This window comes from Kitasatospora sp. NPDC048715 (assembly GCF_043198905.1).
Lineage (GTDB): Bacteria > Actinomycetota > Actinomycetes > Streptomycetales > Streptomycetaceae > Kitasatospora > Kitasatospora lactacystinica.
In genome coordinates this window covers 23,950-40,773 of record NZ_JBICVH010000020.1, presented here as the reverse complement: position 1 = coordinate 40,773, position 16,824 = coordinate 23,950, and the positions used below count along the sequence as shown (strand labels likewise).

Annotated in this window: 18 protein-coding genes; 17 read left to right on the top strand and 1 reads right to left on the bottom strand. The window is 70.7% G+C overall.

Annotated elements, in window-relative coordinates:
* Nucleotides 1-30: 30 nt before the first annotated feature.
* The 13 genes from ACGFSC_RS32585 to ACGFSC_RS32525 all read left to right on the top strand — a co-directional run bounded on the left by ACGFSC_RS32585 (nucleotide 31) and on the right by ACGFSC_RS32525 (nucleotide 12,827).
* Nucleotides 31-438, top strand: a complete 408-nt coding sequence (locus ACGFSC_RS32585; RefSeq protein ID WP_359898161.1) for a hypothetical protein — start codon at nucleotides 31-33, stop codon at nucleotides 436-438.
* Nucleotides 438-839: a hypothetical protein gene (locus ACGFSC_RS32580; RefSeq protein WP_359898160.1), complete on the top strand. Its 402-nt coding sequence runs from the start codon at nucleotides 438-440 to the stop codon at nucleotides 837-839. The genes ACGFSC_RS32585 and ACGFSC_RS32580 overlap by 1 nt, the downstream gene beginning before the upstream one ends.
* The gene (locus ACGFSC_RS32575) at nucleotides 836-1,108 is read left to right on the top strand and encodes a hypothetical protein (protein WP_359816783.1); all 273 of its coding nucleotides are present in this window, start codon (nucleotides 836-838) and stop codon (nucleotides 1,106-1,108) included. Before ACGFSC_RS32580 ends, ACGFSC_RS32575 begins: the two co-directional genes overlap by 4 nt.
* Nucleotides 1,109-1,546, top strand: a complete 438-nt coding sequence (locus tag ACGFSC_RS32570) for a hypothetical protein (RefSeq protein WP_359898159.1) — start codon at nucleotides 1,109-1,111, stop codon at nucleotides 1,544-1,546.
* Nucleotides 1,547-1,727: 181 nt separating this feature from the next.
* The gene (locus tag ACGFSC_RS32565; RefSeq protein WP_359898158.1) at nucleotides 1,728-2,219 is read left to right on the top strand and encodes a hypothetical protein; all 492 of its coding nucleotides are present in this window, start codon (nucleotides 1,728-1,730) and stop codon (nucleotides 2,217-2,219) included.
* 11 nt (nucleotides 2,220-2,230) lie between these two features.
* The gene (locus ACGFSC_RS32560; protein WP_359898157.1) at nucleotides 2,231-2,839 is read left to right on the top strand and encodes a hypothetical protein; all 609 of its coding nucleotides are present in this window, start codon (nucleotides 2,231-2,233) and stop codon (nucleotides 2,837-2,839) included.
* Between the two features lie 26 nt (nucleotides 2,840-2,865).
* Entirely contained in the window at nucleotides 2,866-3,171 is a 306-nt protein-coding gene (locus ACGFSC_RS32555) for a hypothetical protein (RefSeq protein ID WP_359898156.1), read from the top strand.
* A gap of 10 nt (nucleotides 3,172-3,181) precedes the next feature.
* Nucleotides 3,182-7,363 (top strand): phage tail tape measure protein, encoded by a 4,182-nt coding sequence (locus tag ACGFSC_RS32550; RefSeq protein ID WP_359898155.1) that lies wholly within the window; start codon nucleotides 3,182-3,184, stop codon nucleotides 7,361-7,363.
* A complete protein-coding gene (locus ACGFSC_RS32545) occupies nucleotides 7,363-8,271 on the top strand; it encodes a hypothetical protein (RefSeq protein ID WP_359898154.1) in 909 nt (302 codons plus the stop codon). The genes ACGFSC_RS32550 and ACGFSC_RS32545 overlap by 1 nt, the downstream gene beginning before the upstream one ends.
* A gap of 37 nt (nucleotides 8,272-8,308) precedes the next feature.
* On the top strand, nucleotides 8,309-9,235 hold the full coding sequence (locus ACGFSC_RS32540; RefSeq protein ID WP_359898153.1) for a hypothetical protein: 927 nt from the start codon (nucleotides 8,309-8,311) through the stop codon (nucleotides 9,233-9,235).
* On the top strand, nucleotides 9,235-10,329 hold the full coding sequence (locus ACGFSC_RS32535) for a hypothetical protein (protein ID WP_359898152.1): 1,095 nt from the start codon (nucleotides 9,235-9,237) through the stop codon (nucleotides 10,327-10,329). Before ACGFSC_RS32540 ends, ACGFSC_RS32535 begins: the two co-directional genes overlap by 1 nt.
* A 3-nt stretch (nucleotides 10,330-10,332) precedes the next feature.
* Nucleotides 10,333-12,345: a hypothetical protein gene (locus ACGFSC_RS32530; RefSeq protein WP_359898151.1), complete on the top strand. Its 2,013-nt coding sequence runs from the start codon at nucleotides 10,333-10,335 to the stop codon at nucleotides 12,343-12,345.
* Nucleotides 12,346-12,590: 245 nt separating this feature from the next.
* Complete coding sequence (locus tag ACGFSC_RS32525; protein WP_359898150.1) at nucleotides 12,591-12,827, top strand: hypothetical protein; 237 nt, start codon at nucleotides 12,591-12,593, stop codon at nucleotides 12,825-12,827.
* Nucleotides 12,828-12,888: 61 nt separating this feature from the next.
* Here ACGFSC_RS32525 and ACGFSC_RS32520 read toward each other — a convergent pair whose 3' ends face one another.
* Nucleotides 12,889-13,974, bottom strand: coding sequence for a hypothetical protein (locus ACGFSC_RS32520; RefSeq protein ID WP_359898149.1), 1,086 nt, complete (start codon nucleotides 13,972-13,974; stop codon nucleotides 12,889-12,891).
* Nucleotides 13,975-14,438: 464 nt separating this feature from the next.
* Between ACGFSC_RS32520 and ACGFSC_RS32515 the strand changes: the two genes are divergently transcribed.
* From ACGFSC_RS32515 to ACGFSC_RS32500, 4 genes are all read left to right on the top strand, one after another.
* Complete coding sequence (locus ACGFSC_RS32515; RefSeq protein WP_359898148.1) at nucleotides 14,439-14,798, top strand: hypothetical protein; 360 nt, start codon at nucleotides 14,439-14,441, stop codon at nucleotides 14,796-14,798.
* 59 nt (nucleotides 14,799-14,857) lie between these two features.
* Nucleotides 14,858-15,712 (top strand): peptidoglycan-binding protein, encoded by an 855-nt coding sequence (locus tag ACGFSC_RS32510; protein WP_359898147.1) that lies wholly within the window; start codon nucleotides 14,858-14,860, stop codon nucleotides 15,710-15,712.
* A 29-nt stretch (nucleotides 15,713-15,741) separates the two neighbouring features.
* Entirely contained in the window at nucleotides 15,742-15,993 is a 252-nt protein-coding gene (locus tag ACGFSC_RS32505) for a hypothetical protein (RefSeq protein ID WP_359898146.1), read from the top strand.
* 226 nt (nucleotides 15,994-16,219) lie between these two features.
* The gene (locus ACGFSC_RS32500) at nucleotides 16,220-16,807 is read left to right on the top strand and encodes a hypothetical protein (protein WP_359898145.1); all 588 of its coding nucleotides are present in this window, start codon (nucleotides 16,220-16,222) and stop codon (nucleotides 16,805-16,807) included.
* The last annotated feature ends 17 nt before the right edge of the window (nucleotides 16,808-16,824 follow it).

Sequence of the window (16,824 nt, the reverse complement as noted above, 5' to 3'; positions counted from 1 at the left end):
ATGTCCGCTGCCCCGCCTAGGCTCATGACCATGACCCCCACCACCCCTCCTGAGCTGCGGCATGTTCGCATCCAGGCGACCGGCCCGACGGCCCGCCTGGAGATCGACGACCATGACATTGCCGACCAGGTTCGCTCGTACGAGCTGCGGCACACCGCTGGGCAGCCGCCGGAGCTCCAGTTGCTGCTGCGCCCGACCTCCGCCCCCGAGTGGGAGGGCACCGCGCGCGTCGTCGTCGGCGAGGCCCCGGACCCAGGCCCCGCCGCGGCCGCATTCCTGCGCGCCCTCGACCCGCCCGAGACCGAACGCGCCGTCCTCGCCCGGCACGACCTCCTCGACGGCGGCCCCCACGAGTTCACCCGCGCGCTGCTCGCCCAGCTCACCGAGTGGGCGCTCGGCGTCCGCCAGCCCGGCGAGCACGAGGCGGTGGACGGCTGATGGCCCAGGTGAGCAGCAACGCCAGTGTGCTGGCCGCACAGCTGGAGGCACGGGCTGCCGTCGCGGTTCCCGCGGCGACGGCGGTGGTACGCCACCACGCGATGATCCTCGAAGCCGCGATCCGCGCCGGCGCATCCGGGCGCCCGGGCCCCGGAGTTCAGACCGGCGACTATCGGCGCTCCTGGACGACGGAGGTCCACGCCACCCCTGCCGGGGTGGAGGCGATCGTCGGAACCGCCCGCCCGCAGGCCGCGCGCCTGGAGTACGGCTTCTCCGGGGCCGACAGCCTTGGCCGGGTGTATCACCAGCCGCCGTTCCCGCACGTCGGCCCGGCCGTACAGCGGGTCGAGCCGCTGTTCGTCGCGGGGATGGCCCGGGTCGCGGAGGCGGTGGCCGGGTGAACCAGCAGCTGACCGACGACATCCACCAGGCGGTGGCCGGGGTGCTGCGGGCGCACGGCGCCGGGCTGCTGTCGAGGGCGGTGTTCGTGTTGGAGGTCGTGGAGGAGGAGACGGGGGAGCTGGGCCTGTACCTGGAGACCTCGCCGGTGGACATGCCGGTGTGGGACCGGGCCGGGATGCTGCGCTACGCGGACCTCGACCTGGCCGGGCAGATCACGGCGTGCCGGCTGGGTGACGACGCGGGAGAAGACGAAGAGGAGGACGAGTAGATGCCCGTTCAGGGACGCGTGGTGTCGACGGCGCTGCGGGACGCGATCGCCGCGGCGACCGGCCGCAGCTGCGGGTACGGTGCGCCGCCGACGACGGCCGACAAGCCCAGCGGGAACGCGATCCCGTACACGGTGCTGTACCCACTCGGCGGCACCGCCAGTGGCCCGCCGTTCGGAGACCAGGCCGGTGACGGACGTCTCCTGTACCAGGTCACCTCGGTGGCGAGCACCGGCGAGCAGGCCGAGTGGATGGCCGACAAGGTCCGGGCCGCGATCCTCGGCACGTCGCCGAAGGGCGGCTTCGCGACGCCGATCTCTCCGGCCGGGCACACCGTCGTCGGACGGGAGATCGACAAGGAAGACGGCCAGTCCGTCGCCAACGGCGTATACAGTTACATCTCGCGGTTCCTGCTGCACGTGACCACACCTGACAGCTGACCCGCAGGGCCTCGCCGGCTTCGGCGGCCTCATCTCACCGTGGAGACCCCCGCACGGACGCCCGACCACCGGTACGGGCCGACTCCCCGCCGCCGCCCCGAAGTCGGGTGGTGCGACGAGGGGATGGGTCTCCGGCGGCGCACCGCCCGGGTGATCGCGTCCCCGGAAATGCGAGTCCAGCGTGGCATCCACGCAGCAGCGGTACATGCGCCGCGGCGTCACCAAGATCTACTTCGTCAAGGCGATCGCCGCCGCGACGAACATCCCGACCCGGCAGGAGCTGACCGCCGGCACCGACCTGTCGCGGCAGATCTCCGACATCGAAGGCTGGAGCCTGGAGAACAGCCCGATCGAAACGCCGGACCTGGGCGCGAAGTTCAGCACCAGCATCCCCGGCGAGGACAAGGCGGCGAACAGCTCGCTGACCTTCTACGAGGATTTGACCAGCGACGCCGTCGAGACCCTGCTGTCCAAGGACGTCACCGGCTACGTCTGCATCCTCCGCAAGGGCGACGTCCCGGCCTCCAAGAGCCTCGATATCTTCCCGGTGCGCGTGGGTTCCAGGGCGCCGAGCTACAGCACGGGGGCGGAGCCGGCGAAGACGAAGGTCAGCTTCAGCATCAGCGACCTGCCGACCCTCGACGCGCCGGTTCCGGCCGCCGCCGCGGGCTGAGGGGGCGGGCGATGACGACCACCATGGTGGAGCCGCCGGTTCAGGCGGTCGCCCAAGATGCGCACTGGCGAGCCAAGATGGCCAGGCTCAGGGCCCGCGCCCTCCCGGAGCGCACGGTGAAGATCTGCGACGACGACGCGGCGAAGCTCGCCGTCACCGACGCGCAGATGAAGGTGGCGCAGGCCCGTGCGGCGGCCCGAACCGCCGCCGCCGGACAGGGCATCGACGATGCCGCGGTGGACGCCTTCATGGAGGCGCACCCGCAGGTCGTCATCGCCCGCTCGGTCCTCGCGACCGCCGAGCAGGCTCTCGCCGACGCCACCGTCTCCCTGACATTTCGGGCGCTGCCGAGGCCGGCGTGGGAGGCGCTGCTCAAGGCGCACGCGCCGACGGAGGAGCAGGCCGACCGAGGCATGGACTACGACGTCGAGACGTTCCCCGCCGGGCTGATCTCCGCGGCCCATGTCGAGCGGGACGAGAGCGGTGCCGAGGTCGCTGGCATGACGGCGGAGGACGCCCAGGTGCTGCTGGACGAATGGTCCGACAGCGACGCCAAGATCCTCTTCACCGGGGCGCTCGCCGTGAACCAGCAGATCCGGGTTGACCTGGGAAAAGGCTAGAGGCCGACCCGGGCCTTCGCGCGGAGATGGAGCTGTGCGAGGCCTACCGGATCCCGCACTCGCAGCTGATGGGCGCGAGTGCGGGCGGTAGGTGGAGCGCGCTGGACCGGGCGAAGGCGCTGGCGTGGGCCGCGTGGCAGCGGGACGTGTGCGGTGGGTGCGGCACGCGGAGCGCCGAGTGGGACGAGCAGCAGGGCGGCGACCGCCACGCCTACGTGGCGCAGACCAGCCGCTGCCCGGGCTGCGAGCTGATTGAGATGGAGTCGGAGCAGGTCCCGGAAGGGGCCGAGGGGCGCGGGGTGCGCATCGGGCTGATCAAGCAGTCCAGTTAGGAGCAGCCGGGTGTCCGGCGCCTACACCCTGTACGTCCAACTGCAGGCCTCTTTCCCGCAGTTGACCGCTGGGCTGCGCGGTGGCGCGCAGCAGCTGAGGCAGTTCGACGGGCAACTCGCCGCCACCCGCGCCGAGCTGGAACGCGCCGAGGCGGCGGCCGCCCGGCTCGGCCGCGCCCAGGTAGCCGCCGCCCAGCAGGCCGCCGTCTCCCAGACGGCCGTCCGCGAGGCCACGGAACGCTCCGCCGCCGCCCAGCAGGCGGCGACCGCCTCCGCCGAGCGCGCGGGCCGCGCCCAGGTGGTGGCCTCCCAGGCCGCCGCCCGCGCCGAGGCCGAGCACGCCGCCGCGATCGAGGCCACGACCCGGGCGACCCGCGCGCAGGAAGTCGCCCAGACGATGGCCGCCCGGGCCCAGGCCACCACCGGCACGGGCGCCGTCGCCGCGCAGCGCACCGCCGAGGCCGCCTCCGCCTCGGCGACCCGAGCGGCCGAAGCCCAGGCGGTGCAGGCCGCGCGGGCCGCCACCGCACAGGAAGCCGCCGCCCGCGCGGCCGGGCTGGCCGAGCGGAGCAGCACCGCCGCGGCCCAGGCCGGAGCTGCCGCCGCGCAGGCCCGCACCACGCTCGCCTCCGCCGAGGAGCAGGCCACCCGGCGCGCCGCCACCGCCGCCACCGAGGTCAGCCGCGCGCAGACCGAGGCCGCCGCCGCCTCCCAGGCCGCCACGGCGTCCCGAATATCCGGCTGGGTCACCGGCTCCCTCGCGCTCGGCGCCGTCCTTGCCGCCGGCGCGATCGGCGCGATCCGCCTTGAGCGGGAGATGGCCAACGTCCTCACGATCAGTGAGCAGATCGACAGCCGGAACGTCCGCGCGTTCACGGACGAGATCGTCCGCATGTCGACTGAACTGCCGCAGACAGCAACCCAGTTGGCGCAGGGCCTGTATCAGATCGTGTCGACGGGCTTCGACGGCGCTGAGGCCATGGGCATCCTGCGGGTCTCGGCTATGGGGGCCTCCGCCGGCCTGACCAGCACGGAGACCGCGGCCACAGGCCTGCTGGGAGTCCTCAAGGCCTACGGCATGCCCGCGTCGAAGGCCGCCGACGTTATGGACATTATGTTCCAAACCGTCAACAAGGGTGTCATTTCGTTCGAAGAGCTGAGCATGCAGCTCGGCGACGTCGTCCCGATGGCCGCCGCCGCAGGCGTCTCCTTCGAGGACGTGTCCGCCGCCCTCGCGGCGATCACCCTGACGGGCATCCCCGCGGCCGAGTCCGCGACCAGCCTCAACATGCTCATGACCCGGCTGATGAAGCCCACGCGGGACCTGGCCGGGCTCTTCAAGGACCTCGGCTACGAGTCCGCGGCCAGCGCCATCCAGCAGGACGGCCTGTACGTCGTCATGAACAAGATCAACGCGGCGACGGGCGGCCAGGCCGAAGCGACCGTCAACCTGTTCAAGGACATCCGCGCGGTCCGGGCCGTGCTGGCCCTGGCGGCCGCCGACGGCAAGAACTACGCGGACACCTACGAGGGCATCGCCATCGCGGTGAACCGCGCGGACGCCACCCAGCGCGCCTACGCGCTCCAGATGAACACCACCGCCGGCCAGTGGGACCTTTTCAAGAACAAGGCCGCCGCGCTGGGCATGGACATCGCCCGCGTCCTGCTGCCCGTCCTCCAGGAACTCGCCCAGGACGCGTCGATCGTCGCCAACGCCTTCAACTCCCTGCCGCCCGGCGTGAAGGAGACGATCGGCGTCCTCGTCGCGCTCGGCGCCGTCGCCCTGGTCACCCGCGCCGGTGTCGCCCAACTCTCCACCCAGCTCACCGCGTTCCGCACCGCCGTCACCGAGGCGCAGGCCGGCGGCTCCATGCTGCCCGCGATCCTGCGCGGCACCAGCCTGGCCGTCACCGGCCTCACCGGCGTCCTCGCCCTCGGCGTCCTCGGCTACGCCGCCTACTCCTCGTCGAAGCAGAAGGCGAAGGCGGTCACCGACGACCTCACCCAGGCGCTGCGCGCCGAGCGGGAGCAGCACGACGTCGGCGCGGGCATGCGCGCCCTCGCGCAGTCCCTCGCGAACAGCGACGACATGAAGAAGCTGAAGGCCGCGGGGCTGGAGATGACCGAGGTCATCGACGGCCTCATGAACGGCGGTGAGCGGCTCGCCCAGCTCAACGACAAGTTGGACCTGGGCAAGGCGCAGTCGTGGAACCCCGACCTGGGCGGGTACGACGCCAGCTTCGACAAGGCGAAGAAGATCCTCAACGACCGGCGCCAGTCCTGGTCCGACGCGATCAAGGCCGACGCCGAGCAGGCCTCCGCGATGGACCTCGTCAACGCCAAGGTCAAGGCGTCGGTGCAGGCCAACTTGGACGTGTGGTCGCCGTCCATGGCGCTGCCGACCGACAAGAACGGCACGCCCAAGTGGACCGACGAGATGAAGAACATGGCCAAGGTCCTGGGCTCGATCGTCGAACCGGCGGACGCGTTCAAGGCGGCGCAGGACCGTGTCGCCTCGTCCAGCCGCGCGGGGGCCGTGCAGCTCGACCTCGCCAAGACCTCGGTGTCCGGCTACATCAAGGCCCTCGGCGAGCAGGCCGGCGCCCAGAAGGGCTTCCAGCGCGACCTGGAAGAGCTGACCGCGCGCGGCTACGGGCCGCTCGCCGACCACTTCAGCAAGCTCGGCGACGCCAGTGCCGGCATGGCGCACGAACTCGTCGCCAACCTCAAGGCAGGGAAGACCGGCGCCGCGCAGCAGCTCACCGAGCTGACCCAGGTCGCCAAGGCGGGCCTGGACGACTACATGGGGGAGATGCGCCGCCAGCTCCAGGCGCAGCGGGAGTTCCAGGCGAACCTGTCGGAGCTCGCCGTCCAGGGACGCCTCGACCTGGCCGACCACTTCAGCAAGCTCGGCGTGTCCAGCGCCGGGATGCTCGCCGAACTCGTCGGCCAGCTCAAGTCCGGCCAGACGCAGGTCGCCGACGAGCTGGAGTCGATCGTCACCGAGGGCACCGCCCGCTCCACCAACGCCTACCGGGCAGGCCTGGAGCAGGTCCCGATGATCGCCGAGAAGTACGGCAAGGACACGGCCAGGGCGTGGGCGTCGGCGGCGGAGACCGACGACATCGCCAAGTTCGGTGCGCTGATGCAGCAGATGGCCGTCACCGACATGACGAACGCCGCTCGGGCCGGCGCCGAGGCCTCCCGCACCGAGCTGTCCACCGGTCTCGACCTGGTCACCCAGATCGCCGGCCTCAAGGGCCTGGACTCGGCGAAGGCGTTCTCGCAGGCGCTGCTCGCAGGCGACATCAACGCCGCGATGGACATGATCAAAACGATCTGGGGGGCGAAGCAGCCGATCGACGCCCCCGACCTGTCCGCCGTGATCGGGGCGTTCAAGACCGCGGGCGGTGCGGCGAACGCCGAGTGGTCGTCGATGCTGACGCTGATCGCGCAGGTGTCCCAGCAGAAGGGTGCTGCGGCCGCGCAGGCCCTCACCTCGGCGCTGCTGTCCGGAGACATGGCGGCCGTCCAGGCGCAGCTGAACGGCATCGGCGCGTCGGTGAAGAGCATCCCCGGCTCGAAGACCATCTCGGTGAACGTCAACGCGCCGTCGCGGATCGACATCCCGGTGATCCTCTCGCCGAAGGGCGCAGCGAACTTCAACGGTGGGACGTGGGACAGCCCGTTCGCCGCGGTCAAGGCCGATGGCGGCATCGTCGAGTTCTACGCCAACGGCGGCATCCGGGACGGCAAGCTGCGGGCTCCGCGTGGCCCGGAGAACCACATCGCGGAGATCGTCCCCGGCGGAACCTGGCGGGTGATGGCGGAGCCGGAGACTTTGGGGGAGAGCTACATCCCCCTGGCGCCGGCGAAGCGTGCCCGCTCCAAGGCGATCCTGGAGGAGACCGCCCGCCGGTTCGGCGGCACCGTGCTGTACGGCGAGCAGCGGCACTTCGCCGACGGCGGCATCGCCACCGCCCACACCGCGCGGACGTCCCGGCCCGCCGCGACGAAGCTCGTCCCCGCCCGCCCGGCCGCCGCGACGGCCGTCCTCGTGCGGGACAACGCCCCGGCGCCGCTGGTCGGTTCCATGACGATCAGCGTCACCGGCGCCAACGTCAGCGGCGAGCAGGTCGCCGACGCCGTGATGCGCCGAGTGCGCCACCTCCAGCGGGGAGGTCGCGCCTGATGGCCACCGACACCACCCAGCTGGCCGACTGGCAGATCGACGTCGGCGGAGTCCTGATAGGCCACGGCACCGACGTGCTCATCGAGGACATCGACGGCATCGGCACCCCGGAACGGCGCACTGGAGACCGGCCCATCGCCGGCGAAGACGGCAACTACCCGGGCCGGGACACTTACGCTCCGCGCACCCTGCGCATCACCGCCGGCATCCGCACCCCCGGCAATCCCGGCGCGGCGCTCGACCGGCTCGCCGAGCTGGAGCGGGCCGCCGACACGAAGGTGCGCCTCACCCCGGGCGCCTTCGACGTGCTGCGCATCCGCAGGCCCGGCCAGCCCGTACGCCGCCAGTACGGGCGCCTGGCCGGCGTCGAAGCCGTCAGCCTCGCGGGCGCGCCGTTCGGCTGGATCCCCGTCCACATCACCTTCGTGGCGCTCGACCCGGCCTGGTACGCCGACAGCACGACCGGCCTCAACCTGGGACTGGACGTCTCCGCCCGGCGCGGCCAGGGCTTCACCGCGCCGCTGCGCGCGCCGATGACCACCGGCACCGCCGACCCGAAAGCCCGGCCCGGCTGGGCCGTCAACACCGGCAACCGGCCCACCTGGCCGACGATCCGCATCACCGGCCCCGTGGTCAACCCGAAGGTGCGGATCGAAGGGACCGACGCGGTCCTGGAACTCGCCGTCGTCCTCGGCGACGGCGAAACGATCGACATCGAGACCAGGCCCGGTACCCGCACCGTGATCCGCAACGAACTCGGGTCCGCCGCAGGCGCCCTCACCCGCGCGAGCCGCCTCGATCAGTTCCGGATCCCGCCGGGCCGCAGCGAGGTCCGCTGGACCGCCCAGGACGCCACCGGCACCTCCCGCCTCGCCCTCACCTGGCGCGACGCCTCCTCCTCCCTCTAACCCCTCCCGCACCACAGCACGGAAGCAGCACCACGCAATGACGCTCATCCAGCCGCCCCTGATGGTCACCGGCGGCACCCACCCGGCTCGCGCACTTCGCATGATGGTGAGGGATCTGTCCAACGGCTCCCAGGGCATCACCGGGGGCGGCGACCTCAAGGTTCTTTCCACCGTCACCGCCGGGCCCGGCGTGCGCGTCGGCAACGGCTCCGCGATCATCGCGGGCGCGACCTGGGGCCAGGGCTCCTACACGCAGGCCAACACCGGCGACCACCTCGTGCCGATCGCCCCGACCGGCGCCACCGGCCGAACTGACCTTCTGTGCCTGCGAGTGGAAGACCCCGACTACGAGGGCTCGCGGAACCCGGCTACCGAGGACATCGGCTTTTTCCACGTCATCCCCGGTGTCTCGGCGAACACCGACGCGCCGCCGCCCGGCATGACCGCGATTCCGCTGGCCAGGATCACCCAGCCGCCGAACTGCCAGACGATCACCGACGCGATGATCACCGACCTGCGCCAGATCGCCAACCCCCGCCAGCAGCACCAGGTCCGCACCGTCCTCGGGTTCGACGACTCGTCGGTCCCCGGGGCGGCGACCTGGCAGGACTGGCCTGCGTCCGCCGGTGCGAAGGTCGACATCGACATACCGTCCTGGGCCACAGAAGCATCTGTCACCACCAGCCTCCACGGTTTGCGCGTCGCCGGGAGCGTGAACATCGGCTTCCGGAACGTGCTCGGCGGTGGCCCGGGTTCGGACTCCTATCTCGACACTGACGCCCTGACGGTGGTGTCGCGGGAATCCATCACCATCGTGGATCGCTACCGGTTCCGGGAAGACCAGCGCGGCACCACGCAGTCCCTCGCCGTCCAGGCCATCCGGCTCGACACGAGCGGCAACGTGGCCCTCACGGGCACGACAGTGATGCATGCCGCCGTCGACTTCGTGGAGAGCACCTACTGATGCCCGGAGCCGTGTATCGGTACTTCACGACCCATGCCCTCACGGGCGAGGTCCTCGTGTGGGACCTGCCGTTGTCCGGCGTCGCGTTCGGCTTCGAACGCAACGGGCCCGGCCAGCTGCGCGGCACCCTCGAACCCCGGTTCGCGCACCTGGCACCCGCGCAGGCGGAGGCCGGCACCGTACTGGCGTGGGCGGTGCGCGACCAGCAGCTCGTATGGGGCGGTCAGATCTGGTCGGCGAAGCCCGAGGGCCCTGCCCTCCAGCTGGAGGCCGCCGGGTTCGGTGCCTACCCGACCCGGCGGCACGACCTGCACGGCAACTTGGGCGGCCGAGGCCCCTACGCCGGAGTCGATCCGTGCCAGGTCATCGCCGACACCTGGGCCTACCTCCAGGAGCAGCCCGACGGCGACCTGGGCGTGCGTGTCGACCTGCCGCCCGGCGGCTGCCCTGCCCGTCTGGGCGACGCCGAGCACCCCTACACCACCAAGGAGTGGGAGGCCCCGGCCCTGTCGGGGGTGATCCGGGATGCCACCGCCCTGGACGGCGGCCCGGAGTGGACGGAGACCGTCGCCTGGGAAGGCGAACGGCCCGGCCGGCGCATCCTCGTCGCCTGGCCGCGTCTGGGCACACGCCGCACCGACCTGCACTTCGCGTCCGGCGTCAACGTCATCGAGCCCGAGCCGATCACCAGCAGCGCCGACGACTACGCGCAGGTCGTCGTTGCGCTCGGCGCTGGCGACGGCTCGGCGAAGGTCCGGGCGGTGGACGCGGTCCGCGATGGTCGACTGCGTCTCGAACACGTGCTTGACCGGCCCTCGGTGACCGACCCCGCCGCTCTCGCGCAGATCGCCCGCGCCGAACGAGCCCGCCGCCAGCAGCTTGCCACCGTCGAGGAGATCACCGTCGTTGACCACCCCGCCGCGCCGATCGGCTCCTGGCGGATTGGCGACGACGTGCAGGTCACCCTCCACGACCAGTGGGCCGACTTCGCCGGCTGGTGCCGCATCACCGGCTGGACACTGCGCCCCGCCGAAGGCGACCAGCCCGAAACCGCCACGCTACGCCTCGACCGCGCCTACACGACCGGAGCCTGAACCGTGCCCACCGCCCTGGACGCCCTCGCGACGCGCATCGCGACGCTGGAGACGGCCCTGCTCGAACTGTCCCGGTCCTCCCGGCTCTCCCACAGCAGCATCGACGACGGCGCCCTCACCGTCACGTCCGGCGGCCGGCTGCGCGCCATCATCGGCCAGCAGCCCGACGGCACCACGGGCATCACCGCCGTCAACGGGCCCGTCCCTCCCGCGCCGCGCGCGCCGACCGCGGCCGCGGCCCTCGGCGGCGTCCGCGTCACCTGGACCGGAGGCTTCGCCGACGGGGCGGTCAGCCCCCTGGACCTGGCCCACGTCGAGGTCCACGCCTCGCCCACCGCGGTGTTCGTGCCGTCGCCCGCCACCCTCGTCACCACCATCGACACGCCGCAAGGGGGAGTCGTCACCGTCCCTACGACCGTGCCGGTGTGGGTCACCCTGGTGGCGCGCAGCACTTCCGGCAAGGCGTCGGCGCCGTCAGGCACGGCGACCGCCGGGCCTGCCCCCGTCGTCGCCCAGGAGGTACTGGACGGCATCGTCGGTGAGCTCCAGCTCGCGGCCGACGCCGTGACCGCCGCGAAGGTCGCTGCCGGGGCGATCGGAGAGAAGGCTCTCACCGACGCCGCCGTGACCGCCACGAAGCTCGGCGAAGCGGCCGTTGTGGCCGGGAAGCTCGCCGCCGACGCGGTCACCCCGGGCACGATCGCCGCAGACGCCATCACCGCACGGGAGATCGCCGCCGGAGCGATCAGCACAGGCGAACTCGCCGCAGGGGCCGTCACTACGGCGAACCTCGCCGCCGGCGCCGTCACGGCCGGGCAGCTCGCCGCCAGCGCGGTCACCGCATCGAAGATCGCCTCCAACTCGGTCACCGCGGTGAACCTCGCCGCCGACTCCGTGGTGGCGGGGAAGATCGCCGCGGACACGGTGACCGGCCGGGAACTGAAGGCGCTGACGGTCACGGCCGACAAGCTCGCCGCCAACTCGATCACGGCCGACAAGATCGCCGCAGGAGCGATCACGGCCGCCGCGCTGTCCGCCGACGCCATCGACGGCCGGACCATCAAGGGCGTCACCATCACCGGCGGCACCGTCACCGGCGGCACCCTGCAGACCGGCACCACCGGGCGCAGGGTCATGCTGGCGCCGACCGACCCCGTGACCGGCGCCTCCGTCCCCTCGGCCCTCCTGTACTCCGGGGCCTCCGCCGAGCGGGCGCCGTCCCGGCTGACCGCCACCGTCCAGGACACCCCCGACGGGAGCGCGCCGAGCGCCACCCTGTCCAGCCCCCAGGTGACGCCCGACGGCGCCCACACCAGCCGCCTGGTCCTGTCCGCCGGCGGGCCCGACGCCGGGTACGCGCCCCAGGGCCGGGCGACCCTCGAAGCGGTCGGCGGCTGGCAGTCCGGCGGCGCGTCCGTCGCCACCGTCGCAGGGACGACCTCGGGGCTGGCCGAGGCCACGGTCCTGTCCACCGCCCGGCGCCAGGACAACGCCAAGTCCGCGATCCAACTGCTCAGCCCCTCGCAGCACATCGTGCAGCTCGTCGACCAGGCCGCCGCCACCTACCTCGACAAGACCGGCCTGACCGTCAGGGCGCTGGCCGGAGGGATGCTTCTCCAGAGCAGCACCGGTGTCCGTGTCCAGGGAGGGGACGTCGTCGTCACCAGTGGCGTCGTCCGGGCGGAGTCGGCGGCATGGACGACACCGACCTTCCAGAGCGGCTGCACGTCGCTCGCCGGCTGGCGGTCGGTCGGGATCAAGAAGAGGCCCGACGGTACCGTGATGCTGCGCGGAATCGCGGCCGTACCGGCAGGTTTCGTCGGCGGGGTCGTTGCCGTCATCGACGACCCCGCACTGCGCCCCAAGGTCGGCGAAGTCTTCACCGTCTCCGCCGCCAACCCGGCGGTCGCGACACTCTTCCTCCAGCCGAACGGCAACCTGGAGGTCTGGAACGCCACTGGCAGCTTTGGCGGTTGGATCTCGTTCAGCGGGGTGGAGTGGTCCTGCGTCGACTGACCATACTTTTGGCGGCTCGCGGCGACAGCTGGGCGGAGTGATGCCGGCCGCCGCCGAGGGTGATCACCAGCGAAGGGAAGGCAGCTCGCCGGGACGCTCAGTTGTTCAATTGCTCCCGACACGGTGCTCGTCCGCCTACATTGTTGAGATGCGACTTCGAGTGCCCGGACCTTCGGTGGCTCGGGGTCGTGTCGCGGTACGCCGATAGCAGGCCGGGGTGGCTGTAGGTCGAGAAGGGGGCCAGTATGGCCGTGGGACGTGCAGGGACAGTCCTGTTGGCGTTGGGGGGAGTTCTGATCGCAGCTGGCGGTGTCACCGCAGCGGTCTTTGCCCGGGACTCGGGAGGGGTGGTGACGAAGGAGAACCTCCCGATCACCCCGGAGATGCAGAAGTTTGTCGAGACTCCGGCGGCGTTCGAGGACTACCTGCGTTCGCATCCGCCGAAGCCCCTGATGGGTGAGATCCGTGGGGGAGGCAAGTAGCGCACAGGGGTGGGGCTGCGCAGGTCGAATACGCAGCCCCAGCCCCCGATGCCTGTAGCGGTCAGTGCGAGTTGAGCCAGCTCATCACACCGGCGGCGCTGCTTCCATGGTTGGACGAGTACATGTAGTTGTCGACCCAGTTGTTGTTGCTGTCTGCCAGTCGGTGGCTGTTGGCCCCCACGATCTGGCTGTTCCCGTTGAGGTCGGCGATCACGGGGCCGCCGCTGGCGCCGTGCCCCATATCGCAGGGGAGCTTCAGCCGGTCGTCGAAGGGGTTCCAGTTGCCCGCGTCGAAGGCGTTGCCGTGGCAGTACATCGGCTTAGCGCCGTTGTGAAACTCGGAACTGGGGCGATTGTAGCCGTCCACCGGGTACCCGATAGCAGTGACCCCGTTGATGTCGGATTCGCTGTTGAAGCGGTATCCGTAGGCGCCGACCCACTCCTGGAGATTTCCGTACTGGGATAGCGGGGCGACGATTCCCCCGCCCATATCGCCCCAGAGATTGTCGCTTTCATCGGCCCATGCGGATGAGACGATGATGTTCTTCAGCGGCCAGAATCCCCAGGGGGCGGTTTCATCGTATCCTGGTGCGAAGACGAACTTCTGGTAGAAGTTTCCTCCTTTGCCGCTGTGCAGGCAGTGGCCGGCCGTCCAGATCGAGTTCTTGTTGTTGGAGACGATGACGGCGGCGCTGCACGTTCCGAGGGTTTCACCGTCGACGTCGAAGAAGAGCCGACCGGTGATTTTGGTCTTCCAGCCGAGGGGAGCGGCGAGGTCCGAGCGGGAGAGGTCCCCGATTGAGGCGGCGGCACGCGGTGATGCCTGCAGAGCCTGGTGGGGCACGAGCGGTGCAACGGCGTCCGCGCTGACCGCTTCCGTCTTCTGGAAGCTGGTGTCTGCGTGCTGAGCTGCTTGCTCGCGGGCCTTGCGGGCGGCTTCCTCGGTCACCGTTTGTGCGGGCAGTGGGTTGGTGGCCGCTTGGCGGACCCGCTCAGGCGTCCAGAAGTCGAGGACGGCCTGCTCGGACTCGGTCGCGGTCCGCGAGGTGACACCGGCTTCGGCTGTCCCTGAAGTGGGGGGGTCTTCAGGGGCGGCCTTGGCGATACTTGCTCCGGCTGCCGACATGATCAGAATCACGGTGCTCACGAAGGTACGGCGAAACTTCAAATCCCACTCCGTTCAATTTGATTCATGGCGCACCGTTTGCTCACGGCGCATTCTGACCGTAACGGTGCCCTGTTGATCGAATTGAGGCCAGTGTGCCGTTGGCTGAATATATCGCCAGCATGTCTCAAAACCTCTTGGCGGATATTTGTGGGCAATCCGGACGGCGGCTTCATTGTCGGTCGGGAGGCAAATGTGATCGATGCTGGTATTCCATGACTTGGGTCTGGTTTGCGATATGTCCGATTTCTCTTGTCGGACGTTCTTTGTGTGCGCCGAACGCTGATGCGCCGATTGGCTTGATGGCCGCTTGATCTTGGACGGCGGGGCTCGGTGCGAAGAAAAAGCTGGGCAAAGTGGGTGTAATGTGCAAGGTCGGCATTGGGGTGGTGTAGTCGGAAGCCGTATGATGACTTCCGGCGCGGGGAACGCCTGTTGGAGTTGTCGTGAGCGTCCCGCCGACCGCCGAACCTACGCTCGGGGAGCTCCAGCGCGCTCTGCTTCAGCTTCGCGAGGACCAGCGGGACGGTATCGCCGGACTCCGTGAGAATCTGCGGGCCGACCTCCAGGTCCTCGCCGGCCGGATCGAGCAGGCCGTGACGAAGGACGTCTACTCGTCCGATCAGCGGCTGGTCGACCAGCGGCTCGTCGTCATCGAACGGGACCTCACCGCGGAGGCCCGCGCCCGGGAATCAGCCGAGGCGGCGGCGGTCGCCGCCCGACGGTGGCTGATCGGCGCGTTCGTCGCGCCGCTGGTTGTGGCCGCGGTGCAGCTGTGGCTGCTCTCCAAGGGCGCACACACGTAGGCAGCTGGCGCCGAGTTACACCACCACCTGGTGCGCGGGGGAGAAACGCGAACCACATCTTGGCAACGCCTCTGAGTGCCGACGCCTTCCTCAACGCCCTTCGCGGCGAGGGGCTTTCCGTCACCGAAGTCGGTGACTGGCGCGCACACAACCGCAACCACAAGGGCGCGTGGGGTCCGGTGCACGGCATCGTGATCCACCACACCGCTACCTCCGGTACCGACAGCTCCGTGCAGATCTGCCGCGACGGTTACGACGGCCTTCCGGGCCCGCTGTGCCACGGCGTCATCGCCCGCGACGGCGGCGTGCACCTGGTCGGCTACGGCCGGACCAACCATGCCGGCGCGGGCGACGGGGACGTCCTGCAGGCCGTCATCGCCGAGCGGGCCCTGCCTCCGGCCGACCAGGCCAACACCGATGGCAATTCGCGCTTTTATGGCTTCGAGTGCGTCAACAGCGGGACCGGGGCGGAGGGCTGGCCGGACGGCCAGATCGAGGCGATGGTGCGGGCCGCCGCCGCGGTGTGCCGGGCGCACGGCTGGTCCGAGCGGTCCGTCATCGGCCACAAGGAGTGGCAGCCGGGTAAGCCCGATCCGCGCGGCGTCGACATGGGCGAATTCCGTGCCCGAGTTGCCGCCCGCCTCGGGGGCGGGCCCGGCCCGCAGCCGTCCGGCCCGCCGCCGTTCCCGGGCCGGGACGCCTTCGGCCCCGGCAAGGTGAACGACTCGATCCTCGCCCTCGGGCAGCAGCTCGTGCGCAAGGGCTTCGGCGGCGCCTACAAGGTCGGGCCGTCCCGCTCCTGGGGCGAAGCCGACCGGGCGAACGTGGCCTCGTTCCAGCGCGCGCAGGGGTGGTCCGGCGGCGACGCAGACGGCCTGCCCGGCCCGTCCACCTGGAGCCGACTGTGGTCCTGACCGACACCCCCGTAACCGAGAGGAGCCCGGTGAACCTGTACCTGTCCCTGCTGCGTACCGGCGTGCCCGCCCTGGTGGGCTGGTTGGTGGCCGCTGCTGCCCGCTACGGTCTCGACCTCGACGCCACCGCGCTCGCCGGCGTCCTCGTGCCGCTGGTGTCCTTCATCTACTACGCGGTGTTCCGGGCGGCGGAGCACTATCTGTCGCCCCGGTGGGGCTGGCTGCTCGGCTACGCCAAGCCCCCGGCCTATCCGGCGGGGAAGGCCCCGCTGCCACAGTAGGGGTGACGGTTCGGCGCGTGCTGCCGCGCACCCGGCGCGCGCCGGACCGGCCAGCTGGAGCTTCCGGAAGGCGCCGTGCCGAAGAACGAGTTGGGCCCCCGTTCCGAATGGAATGGGGGCCCGACCTCTTGGATTCTCCACTCTAGCACCGGGCCTCGATAGCGGATCTTCCACAGCCTGGGCATAGGCTTAATACTCACTTTTCATGTCGGCAGGGAGTGGCGAAGTGAGTGACAAGAAGCCGGTGCTCGTCGGCCAGCAGGAGTTCAGCGCGATCTACGACGGGACGGCCCGCAACGTCGCGCAGTGGCTTCAGCGCGGGCAGCTGGACTACGACGAGGCAGTGATCATCAGCGGCCGGGCCTACTGGACGTTGGGCTTCGCGGTTGCCCAGGGCGAGCGGTTCGCGCGCGCGAAGAAGCCGAACATGGCGGTCGTTGAGCAACTGGTGGAGGAGCAGTCCCCTGGGCGCGGTCTCGTGTCCGCGCTGACGGTGCACCGCGGCGACCTGCCGCCGATTGTCGGCCAGCGCGAGATCGTCGCCATGATCGACGAGGATCCCAGCAGCTTCCTGCCCCGGTTGGATGCCGCGATCAAGGACGGCGATTTCCCGGCATCGGACTGGCGCCTATCGGGTTCGCCGCTGTGGCTGCTGAGCAGTGCCCTCGACACGCTGGAGAGCACGACCCGCTTCTCCAAGATTAAGAGCAGGACTCCCGTGATCAATCGGGAGGTCGTGGAGGCGCTCAAGAGCGGACTGTACGACGGTCCCGGATCGAAGATCCTCACGAGGGGGGCCACGAAGAAGAGTTGAACCCAGTTGACCCCCCC